This is a genomic window from Caballeronia sp. LjRoot34, from assembly GCF_964253815.1.
Classification (GTDB): Bacteria; Pseudomonadota; Gammaproteobacteria; order Burkholderiales; family Burkholderiaceae; genus Caballeronia.
Genome location: NZ_CAXUSB020000001.1, coordinates 920,785 through 940,213 on the forward strand (window position 1 = coordinate 920,785; position 19,429 = coordinate 940,213).

18 protein-coding genes and 1 tRNA gene are annotated in these 19,429 nt (G+C 59.8%); 13 read left to right on the plus strand and 6 right to left on the minus strand.

Features of this window, described 5'->3' with window-relative positions:
• The first annotated feature begins 343 nt into the window (after positions 1-343).
• Entirely contained in the window at positions 344-2,659 is a 2,316-nt protein-coding gene (locus ACSQ36_RS03980) for a DNA translocase FtsK (RefSeq protein ID WP_213762503.1), read from the plus strand.
• Positions 2,660-2,716: 57 nt separating this feature from the next.
• Entirely contained in the window at positions 2,717-3,382 is a 666-nt protein-coding gene (gene lolA / locus ACSQ36_RS03985) for an outer membrane lipoprotein chaperone LolA (protein WP_436180976.1), read from the plus strand.
• 175 nt (positions 3,383-3,557) lie between these two features.
• Here lolA and cytX read toward each other — a convergent pair whose 3' ends face one another.
• Positions 3,558-4,895, minus strand: a complete 1,338-nt coding sequence (gene cytX, locus ACSQ36_RS03990) for a putative hydroxymethylpyrimidine transporter CytX (protein WP_436183084.1) — start codon at positions 4,893-4,895, stop codon at positions 3,558-3,560.
• Positions 4,896-5,127: 232 nt separating this feature from the next.
• Between cytX and ACSQ36_RS03995 the strand changes: the two genes are divergently transcribed.
• The 3 genes from ACSQ36_RS03995 (at position 5,128) to ACSQ36_RS04005 (ending at position 8,166) form a co-directional block, all read left to right on the plus strand.
• A complete protein-coding gene (locus ACSQ36_RS03995; protein ID WP_436180977.1) occupies positions 5,128-6,441 on the plus strand; it encodes a replication-associated recombination protein A in 1,314 nt (437 codons plus the stop codon).
• 183 nt (positions 6,442-6,624) lie between these two features.
• On the plus strand, positions 6,625-7,923 hold the full coding sequence (gene serS, locus ACSQ36_RS04000; RefSeq protein WP_436180978.1) for a serine--tRNA ligase: 1,299 nt from the start codon (positions 6,625-6,627) through the stop codon (positions 7,921-7,923).
• A gap of 153 nt (positions 7,924-8,076) precedes the next feature.
• Positions 8,077-8,166: transfer RNA gene (locus ACSQ36_RS04005), tRNA-Ser, on the plus strand.
• A gap of 128 nt (positions 8,167-8,294) precedes the next feature.
• On the opposite strand, the gene ACSQ36_RS04010 is transcribed toward ACSQ36_RS04005, so the two are convergent.
• A complete protein-coding gene (locus tag ACSQ36_RS04010) occupies positions 8,295-8,669 on the minus strand; it encodes a hypothetical protein (protein ID WP_436180979.1) in 375 nt (124 codons plus the stop codon).
• Between the two features lie 449 nt (positions 8,670-9,118).
• Between ACSQ36_RS04010 and ACSQ36_RS04015 the strand changes: the two genes are divergently transcribed.
• Positions 9,119-9,613, plus strand: a complete 495-nt coding sequence (locus ACSQ36_RS04015; protein WP_436180980.1) for an outer membrane protein — start codon at positions 9,119-9,121, stop codon at positions 9,611-9,613.
• A 90-nt stretch (positions 9,614-9,703) separates the two neighbouring features.
• Here ACSQ36_RS04015 and ACSQ36_RS04020 read toward each other — a convergent pair whose 3' ends face one another.
• Positions 9,704-9,880, minus strand: coding sequence for a hypothetical protein (locus ACSQ36_RS04020; RefSeq protein ID WP_255631176.1), 177 nt, complete (start codon positions 9,878-9,880; stop codon positions 9,704-9,706).
• Between the two features lie 471 nt (positions 9,881-10,351).
• Between ACSQ36_RS04020 and map the strand changes: the two genes are divergently transcribed.
• The 6 genes from map (at position 10,352) to ACSQ36_RS04050 (ending at position 14,545) form a co-directional block, all read left to right on the plus strand.
• Complete coding sequence (gene map, locus ACSQ36_RS04025; RefSeq protein WP_436180981.1) at positions 10,352-11,134, plus strand: type I methionyl aminopeptidase; 783 nt, start codon at positions 10,352-10,354, stop codon at positions 11,132-11,134.
• 193 nt (positions 11,135-11,327) lie between these two features.
• Complete coding sequence (locus tag ACSQ36_RS04030; protein WP_436180982.1) at positions 11,328-11,855, plus strand: GNAT family N-acetyltransferase; 528 nt, start codon at positions 11,328-11,330, stop codon at positions 11,853-11,855.
• 207 nt (positions 11,856-12,062) lie between these two features.
• Positions 12,063-12,818: a septum site-determining protein MinC gene (gene minC, locus ACSQ36_RS04035; protein WP_213762513.1), complete on the plus strand. Its 756-nt coding sequence runs from the start codon at positions 12,063-12,065 to the stop codon at positions 12,816-12,818.
• A gap of 97 nt (positions 12,819-12,915) precedes the next feature.
• The gene (gene minD / locus ACSQ36_RS04040) at positions 12,916-13,731 is read left to right on the plus strand and encodes a septum site-determining protein MinD (RefSeq protein ID WP_213762514.1); all 816 of its coding nucleotides are present in this window, start codon (positions 12,916-12,918) and stop codon (positions 13,729-13,731) included.
• Between the two features lie 9 nt (positions 13,732-13,740).
• The gene (minE, locus tag ACSQ36_RS04045) at positions 13,741-13,995 is read left to right on the plus strand and encodes a cell division topological specificity factor MinE (protein WP_031359136.1); all 255 of its coding nucleotides are present in this window, start codon (positions 13,741-13,743) and stop codon (positions 13,993-13,995) included.
• A gap of 244 nt (positions 13,996-14,239) precedes the next feature.
• Positions 14,240-14,545 carry a YXWGXW repeat-containing protein gene (locus ACSQ36_RS04050; RefSeq protein WP_436180983.1) on the plus strand — a complete coding sequence of 102 codons (306 nt, stop codon included), beginning with the start codon at positions 14,240-14,242 and terminating at the stop codon, positions 14,543-14,545.
• A 208-nt stretch (positions 14,546-14,753) separates the two neighbouring features.
• On the opposite strand, the gene ACSQ36_RS04055 is transcribed toward ACSQ36_RS04050, so the two are convergent.
• Together ACSQ36_RS04055 and ACSQ36_RS04060 are read right to left on the minus strand one after the other, a co-directional pair.
• On the minus strand, positions 14,754-16,124 hold the full coding sequence (locus ACSQ36_RS04055) for a chloride channel protein (protein WP_436180984.1): 1,371 nt from the start codon (positions 16,122-16,124) through the stop codon (positions 14,754-14,756).
• Between the two features lie 308 nt (positions 16,125-16,432).
• Positions 16,433-16,717, minus strand: a complete 285-nt coding sequence (locus ACSQ36_RS04060; protein ID WP_436180985.1) for a hypothetical protein — start codon at positions 16,715-16,717, stop codon at positions 16,433-16,435.
• Positions 16,718-16,807: 90 nt separating this feature from the next.
• Between ACSQ36_RS04060 and ACSQ36_RS04065 the strand changes: the two genes are divergently transcribed.
• A complete protein-coding gene (locus ACSQ36_RS04065; RefSeq protein ID WP_436180986.1) occupies positions 16,808-17,941 on the plus strand; it encodes an OpgC domain-containing protein in 1,134 nt (377 codons plus the stop codon).
• 64 nt (positions 17,942-18,005) lie between these two features.
• Here ACSQ36_RS04065 and ACSQ36_RS04070 read toward each other — a convergent pair whose 3' ends face one another.
• Positions 18,006-19,322: an MFS transporter gene (locus tag ACSQ36_RS04070; protein WP_436180987.1), complete on the minus strand. Its 1,317-nt coding sequence runs from the start codon at positions 19,320-19,322 to the stop codon at positions 18,006-18,008.
• Positions 19,323-19,429 lie beyond the last annotated feature (107 nt).

Here is a 19,429-nt window from a genome sequence, read left to right on the forward strand (position 1 = left end):
ATCCGCGTTGATCCGCGGTGATCGATGAACGATTCATATCGGCTTGAGCACGCGGACCGTGGAAAGTCGCTTGTGGCGGCTAACCGCTTGCCGCGCACCGTTGCCGATGACCTGTAGTTAGGTGCGAGTTCGCCATTATAAAGGGGGTAAAGAACGCTCGCCGAGTGATCCTTTTAATCGCGGCCATAGCACGCTGCAGGGCTTGCAGCGTGTAACGCGTGTGTTACAGGGTGAAACTGCAGACCATTTTTGCTCGATCATCGCAACGCAGCGTTTACAATGCGTCATTAAACCTGTCGACCCGCTGCACGCCGTGCGGCGGGTCAGAAAGCCTTACGGATCAATGGCAAAAGCTACCTATTCTGCAAGCGCGCAGGCATTGCCGCACCGCATGTCGCGCCTTTTCACCGAGATTCGATGGATCTTGCAGGTCGCGCTCGGCGTGTTCCTGCTCATGGCGCTGGTGAGCTACAGCCGCCACGATCCAAGCTGGACCCACGCCGCGCAAGTCGACCAGATCGCCAACTGGGCGGGCCGCGTGGGCGCGTGGACAGCAGACATCCTGCTGCTTTTGTTCGGGCTGTCGGCCTATTGGTGGGTCGTGCTGCTGGTGCGGCGGATCATCGCGAATTATCGGCGGATCACGAATCACGAAGCGGCTGACGCCGACGACTCGCCATCGAAAGATCGCACGTGGCTGGCCGAGGCGTTCGCGTTCGTGCTGGTGCTGGCCGCAAGCGACGGCATTGAAGCGCTGCGGATGTGGTCGCTCAAGGTGCAGGTGCCGCGGGCGCCGGGCGGCGTGATTGGCGAGGCGGTTGCGCACGGGGTTTCCCATGCGCTCGGTTTCACCGGCGCTACGTTGTTCCTGCTGGTCGCGCTGGCGATCGGTTTGTCGCTGTATTTCAACTTCTCATGGTTGTCCGTCTGCGAAAAAACCGGTGACGCCATCATGGCTACCATCACCGGCGCGAGAATGCGCCGTGAGGCGGGCCGGGACCGCAAGCTGGGTGAGGTGGCGGCTGAGAAGCGCGAAGGCAAGGTGGTGCGCGGGCGCGTGAAGATCGAGGAGCAGGAGCCGGTGATGATCGTGCCTCCCGTCGCGGCGGCCAAATCGGCGCGTGTGGAGAAGGAAAAGCAGGTGCCGCTTTTCACCGATCTTCCCGGCGACTCCACGCTGCCGCCGCTGGCTCTGCTCGACGCCGCGCCGGAAGTGAAGGAAACCATTTCCGCCGATACACTCGAATACACGTCGCGGCTGATCGAGAAAAAGCTGAAGGATTTCGGCGTGGAAGTGGCCGTGGTTGCCGCGTACCCGGGTCCGGTCGTGACGCGCTACGAAATCGAGCCGGCAACGGGAGTGAAGGGCTCGCAGATCGTCGGGCTGGCGAAGGATCTGGCGCGCTCGTTGTCGCTGGTCTCCATTCGCGTGGTCGAGACCATTCCGGGCAAGAATTTCATGGCGCTGGAACTCCCGAATCAGCGCCGCCAGACTGTGCGCTTATCCGAGATTCTCGGTTCGCAGGTTTATGCCGATGCCGCTTCGCCTTTGACCATGGGTCTGGGCAAGGATATTGGCGGTAAGCCGATATGCGCCGACCTCGCGAAAATGCCCCATCTGCTGGTGGCGGGAACCACGGGCTCGGGCAAGTCGGTGGGGATCAACGCAATGATCCTGTCGCTGTTGTACAAAGCCACCGCCGACGAAGTACGCATGATTCTCATCGACCCGAAGATGCTTGAAATGAGTGTCTACGAAGGCATTCCGCATCTGCTTTGTCCGGTCGTCACCGACATGCGGCAGGCCGGCAACGCGCTCAACTGGGCGGTGGCCGAGATGGAACGCCGCTACAAGCTGATGAGCAAGATGGGCGTGCGTAATCTTGCGGGCTTCAACAACAAGATCGACGAAGCCACCAAGCGCGACGAGAAGATCCCGAATCCGTTCAGCCTGACGCCGGATGAACCGGAACCGCTTAACCGCTTGCCGACCATCGTGGTCGTAATCGACGAACTCGCTGACCTGATGATGGTGGTCGGCAAGAAGGTGGAAGAGCTGATCGCGCGGATCGCGCAGAAAGCGCGCGCCGCCGGGATTCACCTGATTCTCGCCACGCAGCGGCCATCGGTGGACGTGATCACCGGTTTGATCAAGGCCAACGTGCCCACGCGGATGGCGTTCCAGGTGTCGTCGAAGATCGATTCGCGGACCATCCTCGACCAGCAAGGCGCGGAATCGCTGCTCGGCATGGGCGACATGCTTTATCTGCCGCCGGGCTCGGGATTGCCCGTGCGTGTGCATGGCGCGTTTGTTTCGGATGAAGAAGTGCATCGCGTGGTGGCCAAGCTGAAGGAGCACGGCGAGCCGAACTACATCGAGGGCATTCTTGAAGGCGGCGTGCTGGGCGATGGCGAGGACGGTGCGCCAGGCGGCGCGGGCGCGGGCGGAGAAGGCGAAGCCGATCCGCTCTACGACCAGGCCGTCGAAATCGTTATCAAGAACCGCCGCGCGTCGATCTCGCTTGTGCAGCGGCATCTGCGGATCGGTTATAACCGGGCAGCACGACTGCTCGAACAAATGGAAAATTCGGGGCTCGTTTCGTCGATGTCCTCGAACGGCAATCGAGAAATCCTCACGCCGGCGCGTGAAGCCGAATAAGGTTATCTGGAGAGTTTTTATATGCAGTCAGTTTTGGGATCGACTTTGAGATCGGCCATGAAACATCAAAGCCGGACAATAAAAGCCGTTGTTTTCGGCGTTTCCATGCTGCTGGCGTCGCAGGCTTTCGCAAGCGGTACCGAGCAATTGAAGGCGTTTATCGCGCAGGTTCACGCGGCGCATGGCAACTTTGTCCAGCGTGAGGTGAAGGCGCCGAGTAAGGCCGCTGCATCGGCTACGCAGGGCATGGCGTCGCGGCTTGGCGGCACGTCGAGCGGCACGTTCACGTTCGCGCGGCCGGGCAAGTTCATCTGGTCGTACGACAAACCCTACGCGCAAGTGCTGCAGGCTGACGGCGACAAGCTCTACGTCTACGATAAAGACCTGAACCAGGTCACGATCCGCCCGCTGGGCAATGCTCTAGGCGCGAGTCCGGCTGCGATTCTCTTCGGCAGCAATGACCTCGACAAGAATTTCACGTCGCGCGATGCGGGCGTGAAGGATGGCATCGACTGGCTGGAACTGACGCCGAAAGCACAGGACACGCAATTCCAGCAGGTTGGTATCGGCTTCAAGAACGGCAATCTCGAAGCGATGGAATTGCATGACGTGTTCGGCAATGTCACCTTGCTGACGTTCTCGAATATCGAGAAAAATCCGCCGCTGAAAGCCGATCAGTTCAAGTTCATCGTGCCGAAGGGCGCGGATGTGATCAACGGGTAATGTAGTGCAGCTTGTTCGGGATAGGCTGCTCAGTCGGGCTTAGCACGCAAACTCAGCCAGCGAACTCAGCAAGCGGGCGAGGGGATCTGACGGTCCTCACGCCTGAACCGCTCGCCTAAGTCGCTGGTGAACTCACCGCGTGAATTTCCGCACGAGTCACCGCCCGACCTACCGCCTAAGTCGCCGACGACCGTTGTTGCTCCCGGCGCCCGGACACTAACGCCAGATAAGCCAGCGCGCCGACCACGAGCGCCGGCAGCGTCGCGCCGAGATTCGGCAGCCACTGATTGATCGCGTGATACGCCGCGATTCCCAACGCCCATGCAATAAACCCGCTCACGTGCCAACCACCCGAGAACCCGTAGGGTCCACGCGGATCGGTGAGCGCGGCGATTTCAACGCGACGTTTTCTCACGATAAAGTGATCCACCAGCACCACGCCAAATAGCGGCGCGAACACCGATCCGATCAGCAGCAGGAAGTTCTGATATTTGCCCATCTGCACGAGCAGCGCGATCAGCGTGCACAACGCGCCGAACGCCGCCGACAGCAACGGCACGCTCGCCTTCGCCCAGAACGTGCCGGTGGAAACGGCGGCCGAATGGATATCGGCGAAAGCGTTGTCGATTTCATCGATGAGAATCAGCAGCAGCGCAATCCCGCCCGCCGCCTGGGCGAGCGCGACGGTCAGCAGCGCATCGCCGCCACCGGCCGCGAGGCCGTAGAACGCGCCGAGCGCATAGAACCAGATGTTCGCGATTCCGTATCCGAACAGCGTGCCGCGGAACGTGCCGCCCGCGCTGCGCCCGAAACGCGTGTAATCGGCAATCAACGGCAACCACGACAGCGGCATCGCCACCACCAGGTCGATACCCGCGCCGAACGGCATCTCACCCGTGCCGGGGCGGTTCATCAGCGCGCCAAAGTCTTGTTTCGACAGCAGATTCCACGTCAACCAGCCCGCGCCCCCTAGCAGCAGCCAGATTCCCCATGTACGCAAGAAGCGCCGGACGAACGACAGCGGTCCGGTGATCGCGAGCGTTGTCGCCAGCACGCCGAAGATCAAGGTCCAGATCAGCGGCATGGAGAGGCCGAATGATTGTTTGGCGAGGGCATCGGCGGAATCGCGCATCACGATGATTTCGAACGAGCCCCAGCCGACCAGTTGGACCGCGTTGATGACGGCGGGCACGGACGCACCGCGCAGTCCCAGTGTTGGGCGCAGCGACGACATGGCGGCCAGGCCCGTATCCGTGCCGACCACGCCGGCGAGCGCCAGCAAGACCACGCCGATCACCGTGCCGATCACAATGGCCGCAAGCGCATGCGGCAGCGACATGCCCGGTACGAGCAGTGCGCCGGCCTGCGCCACCAGCAAGCCGATGCCGAGTGAAAACCACAACGCGAAGGCGTCCGATGTGCCGAACGCACGGCGCCCGGCAGGGACCGGCAGAAGCGGCGCGTAAGTCGATGTGCCCGTTTCGCCGCTCGCGCCTGTTGTGTTCTCCTTCATGTTCCCTTGTCCCATTCGCGTTTCGTCCTTATCTGTAGGGCTTGGCCCGGTTCATGCGCGTTTCTTCGGTTCGTCCGCGGCTGTCATAATCACCGTTGCGGCTCGATTCGCGTTTTTCGAGGCGAAACGTTCATTTTGACGCAGCGGCGGCGTCCGTCTCGAAAAGCGCACGATTATCGCTGTCTTTGCCCAAATTGCACCACCAGACCTATCCGGAAACCTCCAGAGCGCCATGTTCGAAGAAAACCGTGCCAATGTTCCGCTTGCCGAGCGTCTGCGTCCTCGCACTATCGACGAGGTCATCGGCCAGAAACACCTGCTCGGCGCCAGCAAGCCGCTGCGCGTCGCCTTCGAGTCCGGCGAAGCGCATTCCATGATCCTCTGGGGGCCGCCGGGCGTGGGCAAGACCACGCTCGCGCGCTTGATGGCGGCGGCGTTTCACGCTGAATTCATCTCGCTTTCGGCGGTGCTGTCGGGCGTGAAGGACATTCGCGAGGCGGTCGAACTGGCGCAGATTCATCGGGCGAACGGGCATCAGACGCTGGTGTTTGTCGACGAAGTGCATCGATTCAACAAGAGCCAGCAAGACGCATTCTTGCCTCACGTGGAGTCGGGCCTGTTCGTGTTCGTGGGCGCGACGACCGAGAATCCATCGTTTGAGGTGAACAGCGCGTTGCTGTCGCGGGCGGCCGTTTATGTGCTGAAAAGTCTCGAAGCGAGCGAGCTCACCGAGTTGCTGGACCGGGCGCAAGGCGAACTGGGCGGTCTCACATTTACCGACGACGCTCGCGACGCGTTGATCGGTTCCGCCGATGGCGACGGCCGCAAGCTGCTCAACAACCTCGAGATCGTTGCGCGAGCGGCGGCGCAGCAGAAGTCGACGCATATCGACGGGGCGTTGCTGGGCAGCGCGCTTGCTGAGAATTTGCGTCGTTTCGACAAAGGCGGCGACGCGTTCTACGATCAGATCAGCGCGTTGCACAAGTCGGTGCGCGGCAGTAATCCGGACGCGACGCTTTACTGGTTTTGTCGAATGCTGGATGGCGGCGCTGATCCGCGTTATCTGGCGCGGCGTATCGTGCGCATGGCATGGGAAGACATCGGTCTCGCCGATCCGCGCGCGGGGCGGATTGCGCTCGATGCCGCCGAAACCTATGAGCGCCTGGGCACGCCGGAAGGTGAGCTGGCGCTGGCGCAGGCGCTGATTTATCTGGCGGTCGCGCCGAAATCCAACGCGGGCTACAAGGCCTATAACGAGGCGCGCCAGTTTGTCGGCAAGGATCAGTCGCGCGGGGTGCCGGTGCACTTGCGCAACGCGCCGACGAAGCTGATGAAGGAGTTGGGCTACGGGCATGAATACCGTTATGCCCACGATGAACCCGACGCGTTCGCGGCAGGGGAGACGTACCTGCCGGACGGCATGCGCGATCCGCACTGGTACGAGCCGACGCCGCGCGGGTTGGAAGGCAAGATCGGCGAGAAGATGGCGAGGCTGGCCGAGATGGACGCGCAATGGCGGCGCGCGAACAAAGGCGAGAAGAAGTGATCGCGGTCCTGTGCCGCGGTATTGCTGATGAATACCGTAACGACTAATTTCGAGACAGGTTTTTCTGGAACGGAAAACGCCCCGAACTTTAGTCCCAACGGCTAACCCGGCCAAAGCGCGACAATAACCCTTCGGTGCTGAGCTAAAATCGCGGATTCGCACCTACTAAGAACCAGCCCTGCCATGCTCGACATTCAACTTCTGCGCAAAGACCCCGACGCCGTCGCCCAGCGCCTGGCCCAACGCGGCTACACCCTCGACACCGCTGCGTTCGCGGCACTGGAAATTGAACGTCGCGAGATCCAGACGCGGACCGAAGAACTGCAGATGCGGCGCAATACGTTGTCGAAACAGATCGGTGCAATGAAAGGCCGTGGCGAAGACACTGCTGCGGTGATGGCGGAAGTGGGCGGAATTGGCGACACGATGAAAGCGTCGTCGGCACAACTCGACGACATCCAGAAGCGCCTCGCCGACCTGATGCTCGGCGTGCCGAACCTGCCGCACGAGAGCGTGCCGGTTGGCCGGGACGAGACTGAAAACGTGGAACTGCGCCGTTGGGGAACGCCGCGTTCGTTCGATTTCGAGGTCAAGGATCACGTCGATGTAGGCGCACCGCTCGGCCTTGATTTCGAGACTGGCGCCAAGCTGTCCGGCGCGCGTTTCACGCTGCTGCGCGGGCAGATCGCGCGACTGCATCGCGCACTTGCCCAGTTCATGATCGACACCCACACCGAGCAGCACGGCTACACGGAGGCGTACACGCCGTATATCGTGAATCCGGAGATTCTGGTCGGAACGGGACAGTTGCCCAAATTCGCGGACGACATGTTTCGGGTGGAGAAGGGCGGCGAAGAAAACACGGTCACGCAATATCTGATTTCGACCTCTGAGATTTCGCTGACGAATACGGTGCGCGAAAGCATTCTCGAAGCCGCTGCGCTGCCGGTGAAGCTCACCGCGCATTCACCCTGTTTCCGCTCCGAAGCGGGCTCGTACGGCCGTGATACGCGTGGCCTGATTCGCCAGCATCAGTTCGATAAAGTGGAAATGGTGCAGGTCGTGTCGCCGGAAAAATCGTACGACACGCTCGACGAAATGGTCGGCCACGCCGAAGCAATTCTGCAGAAGCTCGAACTGCCGTATCGCGTGATCACGCTGTGCACTGGTGACATGGGATTTTCGGCGTCGAAGACATTCGACCTGGAAGTCTGGCTGCCGGCGCAGAACACTTATCGCGAGATATCAAGCTGCTCGAACACGGAAGCATTCCAGGCTCGCCGGATGCAGGCGCGCTTCCGCAATGCGCAGGGCAAGCCCGAATTTGTTCATACGCTGAACGGGTCGGGACTGGCGGTAGGACGCACGCTTGTTGCGGTGCTTGAGAACTTCCAGAATGCGGATGGATCGGTGACGGTGCCGGCCGTATTGCGGCCGTACATGCGTGGCGTGGAAAAGCTGGAAGTGGTGGGATCGGAATAAGCGGCGCAATGAGTCGGTGTGTTGTAACCGGCTCACGAAAAGGGGTTGGAAATCGATTCCGAGTCGTCTATAATCTTCCTCTTCGCTGAGCATCGACCCGTTCAGCGAAGGCCGCAAAGAGCAGTAACAGGCACTAAAGCGGTTGCAGTAAATGGAAAGGTGGCAGAGTGGTCGAATGCGCTGGACTCGAAATCCAGTGTACGTTTAGGCGTACCGTGAGTTCGAATCTCACCCTTTCCGCCAAATTCAAAAACCCCCGCTGATCGAAAGATCAGCGGGGGTTTTGCCGTTCTAGCGCAGCTAGAACGTCTCGTAAGGTGTGCGACTCAGCCATCCACGTAGCTACCACGCATCACACCATGCGCTCTTGCTCAGCACTTCGGCAGCAGGTGTTCAATATCGAAGGTCGATTTGCCGTCGGGATTTTTGCTGGCGGAGCTTCGCGCCAGATTATTCGATGTCCGGCAGGCCCAATTGTCCGGTTTCTCGACGCTCGGCGTCGGCCGGCTCGACCCATCATCGGCCCCGGATGCGGGGTTTGCCACGGGTTCCGGCTGCGACGTCCCGGTAATCGAGGGCGACCGATACACATGGACCGGCAACACGGACAGCGAGACGGGATTGTCGGCGGACGGCGCGACCGCAACCGGGCCGGCAGTCTGGGCGTCTGCCGTTGAGCAAAGCGATGCAGCAGTCACCGCTGTGGCCAGCAAGCTTGCGCGGACGTTGAGAGCGAGGAGGTTCATGCGTGTACTTCCGTGGTGAGAGACCGGCAGCGGGCGCGGTGGGAATATCCAGGCAAAGGCGAAGCGTTCCGCGAAATGAAAACGCGATTTCACTTCTTTATCCTTGTCCAGCTCGCCGTTATATCAATCTCCGGTTCAAATCGGTAATTCGTTGCATTCGATTAAATAAACTGTGTGGGTGTTCTATTGATCGGCGTTGCAAATGGAGAACAAAATCATCGCAACATTGTTCCCTTTAGTCAGTTTTGAAGGGAAAGATTATAAATAATAACGCCAAAACGGGTAATTAGGATCGCTCTTATTGGTCCTGTACGCCCCTGCAATTTAGTCTTTCGCTTCGTTGCGAAATTCAGATCAACAGAAATCATGTGAATTCATATTCACAATGAATGTGCACGAAATGTGGCAATTAACGTTGCTTTTCGATTTAATGTTATGCATCAATCCCCATGTCCAACTTTAAGAAATTTTTTGCCGCACTGGTCATCGCCCTGACCGGTATTTCGTGCGCTCAAGCAAGCGAGTTCGCGGGCCCCTACGCCGGTATCAAGGTGGGTGAGAACTGGTCTGACGCGTCTGGCGTCCTCAATGTCAAGTCCCATGCCACCACTTTCCCCGGCCTGACCGCGGGCTACGGATTCGATGTAAAGCAGTTCGTGATCGGCGCGGAAGTATTCGGGGACTTTCATCACGGTTCAACCACCTATAAGGATGCTGGTATAGATCTCAAGGCCGGAATGCCATTCAACACGATCATGCCCTACGCGCGTTTAGGCATGACGGGAACCTGGCCTAATGCGCGCCTTCATGGCGGCTTGGGCGTTGAATATAAGTTCATGAAAAAAGTTAGCGTCGCAGCAGAATGGACCGCTGATTCAAACAGTCATGACGGAACCAAACGTAGTAACAACAGCGTCACAGTCGGAGTTCACTACTACTTCTGATTGGTTTCAGTAATTTCTTGCGTCAATATTAAAAAATCCCCGGTGAATGATTATTCGCCGGGGATTTTATTTGACCGATGCCGATTGAATTCAGGTCGTGCAGCGCGCTATATCGAAGCGCATTTCAGGCTCGGGCAACCCGCCATAATCTTCTGAAGATTTTTGCACCTTCACCGTCGACCCATATTGTGACGGCGTGAGCGTAACCAGCCACGCGTTCGGTCCAACCAGCAATTCCGAGGCGCTACCCAGCTTCGATGTTGACACCGCGGGCAGCTTGTCCTCCAAACAATTCAGGACATCACGGGGCTGGCGATGCGACGACACAAAGATCATCGGACTCGAAGCGCGAAGTTCAGGGACGCTCGCGGAACTGCACGCAGCAAGCGCAAGCACGGATGCAAACAAGGACGTGAACGGGACAACTCGGCGTGAGAGCATAAGCAATGGCGTCAGTAGAAACAAGGCAGCAAATAAGACAACAAACAAGGCAACATCAGAACAGCAACAGGCCGCAAATCAGGGGCAGAAACAACTCGCGCAACCCCCAGCCAAGCAAACTGAATCAAGCTGGATCAAAGCCTAAGGCATGAGGTCGCGCGGCCGCAAGGCAATCGAACGCGCCATTGAAAAAAGAGCGAAAAAAGAGCGGGAAAGCGCGCGATGCTATCATCGCCGGCATCCTGAATTAATGCGTCAGCGAACCATCCATATCGCGCGCCGACACACCAACGCTCCATGGCCATTACACTCAAGTCGCCTGCCGACATAGAAAAACTGCGTATTTCCGGGCGCTTGGCCGCAGAAGTCCTCGCGATGATCGGCGAGCATGTGCAGCCAGGGATCACCACGGAAGAGCTGGATACGATCTGCAACCGGTTCATTGTCGAAGAACTGAAGGCGATTCCGGCAAACGTGGGTTACATGGGTTTTACCAAGACCATTTGCACGTCGGTGAATCACGTGGTCTGTCACGGTATTCCCGGCCCGCGGGCTCTGAAGGATGGCGACATCATCAACATCGACGTCGCGATCATCAAGGACGGGTATTTCGGCGATACCAGCCGCATGTATTACGCGGGTACGCCGAGCCGCGAGGCGAAACGGCTGTGCGACACGACGTATGAAGCAATGGTCGCCGGCATTCGGGCGGTGCGGCCGGGCGCGACGCTGGGCGACGTCGGTTATGCGATTCAGACGGTGTCTAACCGCGAAGGGTATTCGATCGTGCGCGAGTATTGCGGACACGGCATTGGCCGCGTGTATCACGAGGATCCGCAAGTGCTGCATTACGGACAGCCGGGAGCCGGATTGCGTCTGAAGCCCGGGCTGGTTTTCACGATCGAGCCAATGGTTAATGCAGGCCGCGCCGCAACGCAGCAATCTCGCGATGGCTGGACTGTGACGACGAAGGACCGGTCGCTGTCGGCGCAATGGGAACACATGGTCGCGGTGACCGACGACGGCTTCGAATTGCTGACACCCTGGCCCGAAGGCACGGGCGAATACGCAGCACCCTGATGCACGCTGAGGCACCATAAAGCACCATGGACGAGCGGGATGGCAGGCCGGGAGACCCGCGGTGAGGGCACTTCGCGCATCGACTGAAATAATGATTTGACTCGTTCGCCTGTTCGGTTGAAGCTATTAAATAGACCAAGCCGGCTTAAGAAAGCTTAAGAAGCTTGTGAAAGCTTGAGAGAAAAACACCCGCATGAGTCCTTCACTAACTGTTCGCAGGATCGCCGCGCATCAAGGTGCAGTCCTGCGCGAGCTTCGCACGGCCTCATTGCGCGAGGCGCCTTACGCGTTCGGTGAGACGCTGGAGGAGGCCTTGTCCGCCGACGTCGCGAGCTTCGACGAAACGGCCGACCGCCACGCGAATTCACCCACCACCGCGTCCTTTATCCTGTACACCGAAGGTCATCCGGCGGGTTTGGTCGGTGCGTTTATCGATGAAGCGCCTGCGCCGCGCGCGTTCGTCTACGCGTTGTGGGTGGCGCCTGCCGTGCGGCATCTGCGCGGTGGCGAGTTGCTCGTGAACGCCGCCACGCAATGGCTCGCGGAGCGGCGGGTGCATGACGTCTTTGCCTGGGTCACCGACGAAAACCGCAACGCCATGCGTTTTTACGAGCGCCTGGGCTTTGGTCCTACCGGTGAACGTCGCCGGATTCCAGCGCATCCCGAGGAATATGAAACGCTGCTTGTGCGCCGCGTGAGCGATTCCCGTGACGTGACCTGAGCGCATGACCTGAACATCTGATCCGCCAGCGTTCGTCGCGGCTGGATTGGCCACGGCTCGCGTGGCTTGTCCGTCGCCGCTCATCCTGCCGTCCTCTGTCTCGCTTCTCTCGTTTCACACCATGCTGCCCGCGCTCGGGCGGCAATCTGAAATATTCCGTTTGCTTGCGTCACGCCTGTAAAATACGCAAAATTTTTGGCTTTACCTATGTCGCTCAAAAAAACGCCCTTTTTCGAATTGCGCAGCGGCTCTGTCGACACGCTTCTGTTTGTCGTCAAGACTACCGACCTCGACGCGCTGCGAACGGAACTCACGCGGCGCTTCGAAGCGACTCCCGAGTTTTTCGCGAACGATACGGTCGCCATCGACGTGCGCCGCCTGGCTGCCGGCGAACGTATATCGATCAGCGAACTCGCGGCGTTGCTCGACAGCGTACGCATGCGCCCGATCGGCGTAGTTGCATCGGGGGACCAGGCATGGGCGTCCGAAGGCGCGTTGCCGTTGCTTGAAGCGCGCGACCGGCGCGGCGCGCCGAAGCCGTCGGTGGACGCGGGCGTCGAGAACACCGAGGCCGCCGCCGTGATCGAAGCGGCCGTAGCGCAAACGCCTGCGCCCAGCGCGCCGGTGCCGAAGACGACCATCATCGACCGGCCGTTGCGTTCGGGCCAGCAGGTTTATGCGAAGGGCGATCTGGTCGTGCTCGGGCTCGTGAGCTACGGCGCGGAAGTGATCGCGGAAGGCAACATTCATATCTATGCGCCGCTGCGCGGCCGGGCGCTCGCGGGCGTGCACGGCAACCTCGACGCGCGCATTTTCTGCACGTGTCTGGAGCCGGAACTGATCTCGATCGCCGGCATCTACAGAACGATGGAAACACCGCTCGGCCCCGATGTCCTGGGCAAGCCGGTGCAGATCTGGCTCGACGAAGAAAAACTGATGATCGAACCGCTGCGGCTGACCTGAGAGGCCTGAGACGAATCAGCCAGGCGCGCCTGATGGGGACGGCGCGCTTTTCGGACAGGACGCGAGCGGATTTAATTGACGAACACAAGGTACAGGAATGGCAAAAATCATTGTGGTGACTTCGGGCAAGGGCGGCGTCGGCAAGACGACCACCAGCGCGAGCTTCGCATCGGCCCTCGCGTTGCGCGGGCATAAAACGGCTGTTATCGACTTCGATGTCGGCCTGCGCAATCTCGATCTCATCATGGGCTGCGAACGCCGCGTGGTGTACGACCTCATCAACGTGATCCAGGGCGAAGCGAACCTCAACCAGGCGCTGATCAAGGACAAGAAGTGCGAGAACCTGTACATCCTGCCAGCCTCGCAGACCCGCGATAAAGACGCGCTGACGCAAGACGGCGTCGAGAAAATCATCAACGACCTGATCGCGATGGACTTCGAATACATCGTCTGCGACTCGCCGGCGGGGATTGAATCGGGCGCGTTGCTCGCCATGCATTTCGCCGATGAAGCGTTGATCGTGACGAACCCGGAAGTGTCGTCCGTACGTGACTCGGACCGCATTCTCGGGATTCTTTCGTCGAAGACAAAGCGCGCGATTGAAGGGAAAGAGCCGATCAAGGAGCATCTGCTGATCACGCGCTACAACCCGAAGCGCGTGAGCGAAGGCGAGATGCTGTCGCTGACCGACATCCAGGAAATCCTGCGGATCGAACTGATCGGCGTGATTCCAGAATCGGAAGCCGTGCTGCATGCATCGAATCAGGGTCTGCCGGCCGTGCACCTCGATGGCACTGACGTAGCTGAAGCCTACAAGGACATCGTTTCGCGCTTTCTCGGCGAAGAAAAGTCCCTGCGCTTCACCGACTATCAGAAGCCAGGTCTGTTGCAACGTATCTTCGGCAACAAGTAAGGGGACGCAATGTCGATTCTTTCGTTTTTGCTGGGCGAGAAAAAGAAGTCCGCTTCGGTCGCGAAGGAACGCTTGCAGTTGATCATCGCGCACGAGCGAGCGGGCGGACACGCGCCCGCCGATTATCTGCCGGCGTTGCAACGAGAACTCGTTGCCGTGATTTCCAAGTACGTAAAGATTTCGAGCGACGATATCCGGGTTAGCCTCGAACGTCAGGACGATCTCGAAGTACTCGAAGTGAAGATCGAGATTCCATCGGTTTGAAGGTGGATGACGGTTTGAACCAGCGCTGAAATATTTCCTTGGCGTGCAGCATCCAAAGGCCGGAATCACTGGATTCCGGCCTTTTCACAAGTGCGCCTGCACCTTCAAGTCGCATAAGCGACTTACATCAATATTCCGTTGCAGTTTAGCCATCGTCGTTACACGGGCGCTGTCGGCTAAACCGTGGCCTCGCGCATTGAGTGTGTATCGCCGATACAAGGCGACCAACTCAAAGAGGCCGATCATGAAAATACGTTTGTTCATTGCCCAGGCGGCTATTGTTCTGGCCGGCGTCGCGGCGGTCGCTGGAAGTGCGTCGGCTGAAGTGATTATCGTGGCGCCGAATGCGCCGCCGCCCGTGCGTGTGGAATCCGTTCCGCCGGCGCGGGTGGGTTATGTGTGGGACAACGGCCACTGGCGCTGGGAACACGGCCGGTACGTGTGGAATCAGGGGCATTGGCAAGTCGAGCGCGTGGGGTACCACTGGGTGCCGGGACACTGGATCGCACGCGGCGGTGCATGGCGCTGGATGCCCGGACACTGGGCTTGACGCCCTCCGATACCTCGTTAGCCGCACGGGCGGCCTGTTAAGCGCCGCCCACATCCAATGAACCCGTTACCGGAGTTCCACATGAAAACCAAACTGTTGATTATCGGCTTGCTCGCAACCTTGCTGGGTGGCTGTATTGTCGTGCCGGCGCATCCGTATGCTTATCATCCGGTGCCACGCATCTACGTTTATTAAGTTTGCCCGAGCGCTATTTGGTGACTGGCTCTTGGTCCTCGACGGGCGTTTCAGGCACTTCGGGCGATGCCCGGGGCACGGGCAAAGGTAGCGGGGTCATGTAGCGCTGAGCCAACGCTTCGTAAAGCGGCGGTGAGAAGAAGCGCGACACCCGGCTCGCAATCAGGGCCGTTGCCATGAGCGAAATCACCAGCGCATGGCCGTTGATCATCTCCATCACGATCACGAACGACATGATCGGCGACTGCGTGACGGCCGCCAGATAACCTACCATGCCGAGCGCAATCAGCATCGACAGCTGCATATGGCTGAAGACCATATGGAGCACGTTGCCGAAGCCGGCGCCAATCGATAACGACGGCGCAAAGATGCCGCCCGGAATGCCGGGCAGATACGAGCCGATCATCGAGATCATCTTGAGCAGCGGATACAGTGGCGAAAGCTGCTCGTGGCCTTCCAGCAGGCCGCGCGCCTCGGCGTAACCGCTGCCGAAGGTCGTGCCGCCCGACACGAGCCCGATCACGGCGATAATCAGCCCGCAGAGCGTGGCGAACACAACCGGGCGGGTCGCGTGCATCTCGCGCAGACGTGCTGGAATCCATTTGGACGTATTGAGCAGCAACCAGCAAAACAGGCCGCCCGCGATGCCCGTCACGACGGCCGTGAGTACCACGGCGACCGCCAGCAAGCCGGGGAAATGCGCGCTGACGTCGATGGTGCCGAAATAGGTGTAATTGCCGTTCAGGCCGAGCGCGACGATACCCGCGAGGATGATGCCCGTGATCAGCACGCCGCTCGTACGCGCTTCGAAGCTGCGCGTCAGTTCTTCGATCGCGAACACAATGCCGGCAAGCGGGGTGTTGAACGCCGCCGATAACCCCGCCGCCGCGCCCGCCAGCACGAGTTGCCGTTCAATGCGGGCGTTCGAGCGCGGAAACAGTCGCCGCAGGTTGTACATCAACGCCGCACCGACCTGCACCGTCGGACCTTCGCGGCCGATGGTGAAGCCTCCCAGGATCGCGATAAACGAGATCCCCATCTTGGCGATCAGGATGGCCGGCGACAGCAGCCGTGTCCCCAGTCCGGGCGGACTATGCAATACGGCGATGACTTGTGGAATGCCGCTGCCTTCCGAGCCGCGAAAGAACTTCCGCGTGAGCCAGACGGATAACGCGGCCACCGCCGGCGTGAGAATCAGCGGCAACCAGACATGGTCGTGCTGAACGGTACGAAACGCGTTATAGCCCCAGTCGATGAGCTTCGCGTACAGCACCGCGACGAGCCCGACCGCAATCGCGCCAACCCAGAAAATGCCATAGCGATACCAGAGGCTGCGTGCGCGCCGAAGAGTAAATCGGGGCAGAGAGCGTAACGCGCGAATCATATGCAGTGAGCCATGCGACCGGCTGTCGGCAAAGCGGTGATTATACCGATCTGTCTCAATAATCCAGCCGATTGGTGCCCGGCAACGTACTTGCGAAAGTACTTGCGAAAAGAAAACGGGGCGCAGCTATGAGCCGGCGCCCCAAAACACTCTCGTCGGGGTGGCGAGAGTGGAGAGAGGAATGTAATGAATAAGTAAGGTATTATTCGGGCTTTTGAATGGCACGCAAACGTTTCAACGATGGCCCAGGGCGATTGAAAGTTTTATCGATTACTGTATTAGACGGGACGTGGAGTGCTTACTAAAGATCAGGTGGTCATTACTTCGAAAGCGACTACGGCGGCAATGGCGCCGGCATTTGCAATCAGCGCCTGCAACACGATTCCGCGCCAGCTCGTCGTCCGGAAACGCACGGCCAGCATGAGTGCGGTGAATAGCGCAATAGCGATTATCGCAACCACATCAGCACTTTGAAGATGAATGCGCATGACGCTGGCCTCACGAATGTTCAGTCTGAGTTGAGTATAGACAGGACGTGCCGGTACGCAAGTTGCACAAAAATAAGCGAAGGCCCGGTCGTTGTATTTATCCAATGATCTGATGGGAATTTTCCGGGCGCTGTCCGTACTAACCCGAACTGATGTTTTCCCGTGCAGGGCGAGCCTTATCCACGGAGCTGCTTTATGAATCCCCCAAATCGCCGTTCTCTCGAAGTGGATTTCTTCAGGGGAGTCGTGCTGCTGGTGATTGCCGTCGATCACATTTCGGGAAGCGTCTTATCCACATTTACACTCCATAGCTACGCGTTCTGCGATTCCGCAGAGGTTTTCGTGTTTCTGGGCGGATATGCATCGGCAGCCGCTTATACAACGCTGGCCGCGAACCGGAGTCACGGGGCCGCCTGCCGCCGCTTCCTGAAGCGCAGTTGGGAGATTTATCGCGCGTACCTTTTCACGGCTGTGATGATGCTGTTGGGCGGCGCGCTGCTCATGTGGCTGCGCATCGATACCCCCATGCTCCAGATCACCGAATGGCCGTCGTTCCTGGCCCGGCCGCTGGGGCTGACGTTTGATATCGCTACGTTGCGGCACCAGCCGTATTTATCGGCTGTATTGCCTATGTACGCCATGTTCGCGCTCGTCGTGCCATTCGTGGTGCCGTTGGCCGAACGTAAGCCGGTTGTCGTGCTGTTTGGCAGTCTCGGCGTATGGCTTTTTGCATCATCGCTCGCGCAATGGCTACCGTCGGCTTACGCGGAAGGGTGGTCCTTCAACCCGTTCGCGTGGCAACTGATGTTCGCGCTCGGTATCCTGGCGCGCGTGCAGCCGATCCCCGCCGAATTCCACGATTCGAAAACCGCGCGCTGGATGACCCGTGCGGCCGTTGTCGTGTTCCTGACGTTTGCGTTCGCGAAGCTGTTCCTGGAGACGCAGGCGCCTCCGGGATATATGAAGCAGAACCTGGCGAGCTTGCGCATAGTGAGTTTTGTCGTCATCGCGTGGCTGTTCGCTCAGGCGGTGCACGCCGGATGGATCAAGGCGCTGGCGAAGAGCTTGCCGAGCGTGGTGAACATTGGCAAGCAGGGGCTGGTGTGTTTTATCGCGGGCGCGTGCATGTCGCTGGTCATCGACACGGCCTTGCGGCTCGTGTCGCTTGGACAATACCAGTGGATCGCGGGGCTGACCGGTGACGCCACCGCGATCGGTAGCCTGATCTGGCTCGCGGCGCTCTGGCGTGACCGTAAGGAGGCGCAGCGGGCGCGGCTGCCGAAACGTCCGCCGGTTCCGGCGCACGCCTCGAACCGGCGTGACAGATGAAAGAGGGGGCGTGAACAAACGCGTGACGGCAAGTTCGTGAAACCTTGCCGGCACGCAAAACGCGCTACGAAAGCTTGATGTCCCGCGTTTCCCGCATGCACAGCACGCCGAGCAGGCTGATCGCCGCCGCGACCGACACATACCCGCCGACCCACGCCAACCCGCCCCGATTCGCCAGCAATTGCGCAATGTACGGCGCCACCGACGCCCCCAGGATCCCGCCCACGTTATACGCGACACCCGCGCCGGTATAACGCACGTTGGTCGGGAACAACTCGGGCAGCAGCGCGCCCATCGGAGCAAAGGTCACGCCCATCAGGAACAGTTCGATGGTGAGGAACAGCGCGACCGCGAAGGTGTTGCCGCTGCCGAGCAGCGGGGCCATGGTGAAGCCCGACAGGATCGCCGCGATACAACCCACAATCAGCACTGGCCGGCGGCCGAATTTATCGCTGGCTAATGCGGAAATCGGCGTCGCGATAGCCATGAAAAGCACCGCGAAACACAGCAAACCGAGGAATTTCTCGCGCGTGAAATGCAGCGTCGAGACGCCGTACGAGAGCGAGAAAACCGTCGAGATGTAGAACAGCGTGTAGCAGACGATCATCGCGATCGCGCCGAGCAGCGTGGGTTTCAGGTATTGGCTGAACAGCGTCGCGATAGGCACGCGCACGCGTTCCTTTTTCTCGATCGCCTCGCGGAACGCCGGCGTTTCCGCGATTTTCAGGCGCACATAAAGTCCGAGCGCCACCAGCACCGAGCTGACGATGAACGGCACGCGCCAGCCCCAGCTACGGAATTGTTCGTCGGTGAGCGAGAGCGCCAGTCCAAAGAACAATCCATTCGATGCCAGGAAACCCACCGACGGCCCGAGTTGCGGGAACATGCCGAACCAGCCGCGCTTGTTTTGCGGCGCGTATTCGGTGGCGAGGAGCGCTGCACCGCCCCATTCGCCGCCAAGCCCGATGCCCTGGCCGAAGCGCAGGATGCACAGCAGCACCGGCGCCAGGCCGCCGATGGACGCATAGCCCGGAACGAAGCCGATCAGCGTGGTCGACACGCCCATCACGAGCAGCGAGGCGACGAGCGTTGATTTCCGCCCGATGCGGTCGCCGAAATGGCCGAAGATGAACGAGCCGATCGGCCGCGCGATGAACGCAATACCGAACGTGACGAACGCCGACAACGCTTGCGCGGCGGGCGAGCTATGCGGGAAAAAGACCGGGCCGATAACCAGCGCGGCGGCGGTCGCGTAGACATAGAAATCGTAGAACTCGATCGCCGTGCCGATAAAACTCGCGAAGATCACGCGGGAACTGCTCATTTTCGCGTCGCTTGCGGGCGATGCGGGTAAGGAGCCCGAGGGTGAGGCTGATGACATGGTGTCTCCGGTTCGCCCTTCGTGTCGCGCCCGGGAACGGGGGCGCGCGTCGGGACGCTTTGTATTGAATGCGCAGCGTGCAACGGGCGCCGGGCGCTCGATGCGAT

Coding starts and splice junctions, on each gene's coding strand:
- ACSQ36_RS04055 (WP_436180984.1), bottom strand. CDS start 16,124: ATGATTCGCGCGTTACGCTCTCTGCCCCGATTTACTCTTCGGCGCGCA.
- serS (WP_436180978.1), top strand. CDS start 6,625: ATGCTCGACATTCAACTTCTGCGCAAAGACCCCGACGCCGTCGCCCAG.
- ACSQ36_RS04070 (WP_436180987.1), bottom strand. CDS start 19,322: ATGTCATCAGCCTCACCCTCGGGCTCCTTACCCGCATCGCCCGCAAGC.
- ACSQ36_RS04030 (WP_436180982.1), top strand. CDS start 11,328: ATGAGTCCTTCACTAACTGTTCGCAGGATCGCCGCGCATCAAGGTGCA.
- lolA (WP_436180976.1), top strand. CDS start 2,717: ATGAAACATCAAAGCCGGACAATAAAAGCCGTTGTTTTCGGCGTTTCC.
- minC (WP_213762513.1), top strand. CDS start 12,063: ATGTCGCTCAAAAAAACGCCCTTTTTCGAATTGCGCAGCGGCTCTGTC.
- ACSQ36_RS04015 (WP_436180980.1), top strand. CDS start 9,119: ATGTCCAACTTTAAGAAATTTTTTGCCGCACTGGTCATCGCCCTGACC.
- ACSQ36_RS04050 (WP_436180983.1), top strand. CDS start 14,240: ATGAAAATACGTTTGTTCATTGCCCAGGCGGCTATTGTTCTGGCCGGC.
- ACSQ36_RS03980 (WP_213762503.1), top strand. CDS start 344: ATGGCAAAAGCTACCTATTCTGCAAGCGCGCAGGCATTGCCGCACCGC.
- ACSQ36_RS03995 (WP_436180977.1), top strand. CDS start 5,128: ATGTTCGAAGAAAACCGTGCCAATGTTCCGCTTGCCGAGCGTCTGCGT.
- map (WP_436180981.1), top strand. CDS start 10,352: ATGGCCATTACACTCAAGTCGCCTGCCGACATAGAAAAACTGCGTATT.
- minE (WP_031359136.1), top strand. CDS start 13,741: ATGTCGATTCTTTCGTTTTTGCTGGGCGAGAAAAAGAAGTCCGCTTCG.
- ACSQ36_RS04010 (WP_436180979.1), bottom strand. CDS start 8,669: ATGAACCTCCTCGCTCTCAACGTCCGCGCAAGCTTGCTGGCCACAGCG.
- ACSQ36_RS04065 (WP_436180986.1), top strand. CDS start 16,808: ATGAATCCCCCAAATCGCCGTTCTCTCGAAGTGGATTTCTTCAGGGGA.
- minD (WP_213762514.1), top strand. CDS start 12,916: ATGGCAAAAATCATTGTGGTGACTTCGGGCAAGGGCGGCGTCGGCAAG.
- cytX (WP_436183084.1), bottom strand. CDS start 4,895: ATGAAGGAGAACACAACAGGCGCGAGCGGCGAAACGGGCACATCGACT.